The 2,030-nt window shown below is 76.4% G+C and carries 2 protein-coding genes; one reads left to right on the top strand and one right to left on the bottom strand.

What is annotated here, in order from left to right; all coding sequences use genetic code 11:
• Positions 1–1,356, top strand: a 1,356-nt coding sequence (locus tag ACFXA3_RS41640) for a DUF5691 domain-containing protein (RefSeq protein ID WP_385196569.1), incomplete at its 5' end; no start/stop codon positions are given.
• 89 nt (positions 1,357–1,445) lie between these two features.
• Here the strand turns inward: ACFXA3_RS41640 and ACFXA3_RS41645 are convergent.
• Positions 1,446–1,850, bottom strand: a complete 405-nt coding sequence (locus ACFXA3_RS41645) for a cobalamin B12-binding domain-containing protein (protein ID WP_054227722.1) — start codon at positions 1,848–1,850, stop codon at positions 1,446–1,448.
• Positions 1,851–2,030: the final 180 nt, after the last annotated feature.

Here is a 2,030-nt window from a genome sequence, read left to right on the forward strand (position 1 = left end):
GGCCGGACCGGCGCGGGCAGCGGCGGCGGGCGCCGCGGAGCGGCCCCGGACCTGACGGAGCTGCTGCCGCAGTGGCTGGCCGCCGCCGGCCGGCACGGTTACCGGGCTCCGGCCGCGCTGGTGCCGGCGCTGCTGGACGCGGCCCGGGCCCGTACGGACCTGCGGGCGCAGGCGCTGGCCCTGGCCGGGGTGCGGGGCCTGTGGCTGGCCCGGCTCAATCCCGACTGGCGCTTCGCCCTGCGCGGCGGCGCGGCCGGCGGGGAACTGCCGGGCCCAGCGGACCGGGCCGGGGTGGAACGGCTGTGGCAGGAGGGGCTGTTCGCGGAGCGGGTGGCCCTTCTGGGGGCGGTCCGGGCGCATGAGGCGGCGGCCGCGACGCGGCTGCTGTCGACGACCTGGGCCACCGAACGGGCCGAGGACCGGCTGATGTTCCTCGACTCGCTGCGGGTGGGGCTGTCGGAAGACGACGAGCCGTTCCTGGAGGCGGCCCTGGACGACCGGAGCCGCAACGTCCGGGCGACGGCCGCCGAGCTGCTGTCCGCACTGCCGCGGTCCGCGCTGGCCCGGCGGATGGCGGAGCGGGCGCTGGCCTGCGTGGGCCCGGAGGGGGTGACCCCGCCGGCCGCGTGCGATGCGGGGATGCTCCGCGACGGGGTGGTCGAACGGCCGCCCGCCGGGCGCGGGGAACGGGCCTGGTGGCTGGGCCAGCTGGTGGAGGCGGCGCCGCTGTCCTGCTGGCGGGAGCGGTTCGGGGGGCTCGGCCCGGCACGGATCGTGGCGCTGCCGGTGGCCGGGGGCGAGAGCTGGCGGGAGGAGCTGCACGCGGCGTGGTGCCGGGCGGCGGTGCGCCAGCGCGACCCGCAGTGGTCCGCGGCCCTGCTCGGCCCGGCGTCGGCGCCGCCCGCGACGGCCCCGGGCACGGCGTCGCTCGCGGAGCGGGCGAAGCTGCTGTCGGTCCTGCCCGACGGGGAACGGGCGCAGTGGGTGGCGGAGTTCATCCGGGCGCACGGCCTGTCCGAGGCCTTCCAGCTGCTCGGCGTGTGCGTGGTGCCGTGGGCGGGGACGCTGGGCCGGGCCGTGGTGGACGCGCTGGACGCCGCGCGGGAGGCGGGCAGCTACCCGTGGAGCTTCAGCGGGGTGATGGGCCTCGCGGAACGCTGCCTCGATCCCGCGCAGGCCGGCCACCTGGAGTCCCTGACGGCGGCGTCGGACGGCCCGCCGGACGCGTCCCCGGATGTGTCCCCGGGTGCGGCGGCGTACTGGGCCGAGGCCTTCCAGCGCCTGGTCGCCACGCTCCGCCTCCGCGCCACGATGCTCGCCGAACTGACCCCGCCGGCCACCGCGCCCGGTTCCTGACCGGGGCGGAGCTGCGGGGCCTCGGCAGGCGCCGCTGCGCAGTGCACGGTGCCGCGGTTGCGGGGCTGTGCGGCTGTGCGGCTATGCGGCTATGCGGTGCGGACGTGGGCGCGGACCCAGTCGACGATCGACGTCGTCGTCGCGCCCGGGGTGAAGATCTCGGCCACGCCCTTCTCCTTCAGGGGGGCGATGTCGTCCTCCGGGATGATGCCGCCGCCGAAGACCTTGATGTCCTCCGCCTCGCGCTCCTTGAGGAGTTCCAGGACGCGCACGAACAGCGTGTTGTGGGCACCGGAGAGGATCGAGAGGCCGATCGCGTCGGCGTCCTCCTGGATGGCGGTGTCCACGATCTGCTCGGGAGTCTGGTGGAGGCCGGTGTAGATGACCTCCATACCCGCGTCCCGCAGCGCACGCGCGATCACCTTGGCCCCGCGGTCGTGGCCGTCGAGACCCGGCTTGGCCACCACCACACGGATCGGACCGGTCACACCCATCGCACTGCCTCCCGAGTGAACGAACGTTAAGTACAGCATCGCGCACACCCCCGTTTCACGGTCAACCACGAGGGGGAAATCACACGTGGGACGGCGTTGATTCACCGCCAGGGGAGCCGCACCGGGGGCGCCGCGCCACCGTACCGACAGCCGCCGCCCCCGACAGGGGGCGGCCGCGGC

This window comes from Streptomyces sp. NPDC059456 (assembly GCF_042750055.1).
Classification (GTDB): domain Bacteria; phylum Actinomycetota; class Actinomycetes; order Streptomycetales; family Streptomycetaceae; genus Streptomyces.